This is a genomic window from Paraburkholderia sp. UCT2, from assembly GCF_014397665.1.
GTDB classification, from domain to species: Bacteria; Pseudomonadota; Gammaproteobacteria; order Burkholderiales; family Burkholderiaceae; genus Paraburkholderia; species Paraburkholderia tuberum.
The window spans coordinates 1-969 of record NZ_VZQO01000142.1 but is presented as its reverse complement, the minus strand read 5'-3'; the positions used below and the strand labels follow the sequence as shown (position 1 = coordinate 969).

Here is a 969-nt window from a genome sequence, read left to right as displayed (position 1 = left end):
TTCTCACGCACGGTCGCTGGCGAAAGGTTGGTCTCAGGTAGTTCCGCGGCGCGCGCCACCCTCACGAGTCACCGGCAGCAGGCCGCTGCCGGTTTCAACTACGCTCTCATCCGTCAATTTGCTGAATGCCGGCCAGTCGCCACGCCTGGTTGCCACGTGCGTCGCTGACCATGTTCCAGACTTCCTGGAACGGCTGGGCAGTCGGCGCATCGTCTTCCCGCATTTGACCGTAAAAGCGAACGCTAACCAGCGTTTCATCCGCATTGCGTTCTGTGCCAAGCACTTCCGCGTCAAGTTGCGTGACTTCCGTATGACTCACCTGGTGACCCCGAGCTTCGAGATCCCGCTTGATTTGCGCGAACATCTCCGGCGTCGTCAATTCGAACAGGTCACCCTGCTCGTTCCGGTCCCATGCGCCTTGAAGACGCATGAACAAGGTCTTTGCCGATACAAGAAACGCCGCCTGATCTTGCTCGAGTGGTAGTCCCGTTGTCCTCTCCGTGTCCGCTGCTCCCGTCGAACCCATCGCCGCGTTCGGCCAGCCCCGCAAGTTCGCTTCAGGCCGCGCTTGCGGGATCTGATTCAGAAACCGTGAGCCGTTCGTTTGCTGGCGGTTCACGGGACCGTGTCCATAGGCAAGATCCGGACGACGCCGGTTGGCGATAAAGCGGAATAGCATCACGCCGGCGAAAATCACCGCCCCGATCAGCAACGCATTCGACAGCATCTGCGCCAGCCCTTCGCCCAGGCCAAACGACGACAGTAATGCTGCAATCCCAAGGCCCGCAGCGAGACCAGCCAGCGGGCCCATCCAGCGGTTACCCGCTGCCGCAGCAGGCGCCTGCGCGGCCTGTTGTGCCGGCTGTGCCTGTTGGCTTCGCTGCGCTTGTCCAGACGGCGACGCCGTCTGCGACTGCCGCCCGATGCTTTGACTCCCGCCTACGCGCTTCGCCTCGGCGTCGTTCGACG

1 protein-coding gene is annotated in these 969 nt (G+C 62.4%); it reads right to left on the bottom strand.

Annotation, left to right across the window (positions count from 1 at the left end; all coding sequences use genetic code 11):
• Positions 1–106: 106 nt before the first annotated feature.
• A partial coding sequence (locus F6X39_RS36120; protein WP_187620155.1) for a Tim44 domain-containing protein occupies positions 107–969 on the bottom strand: 863 nt, incomplete at its 5' end.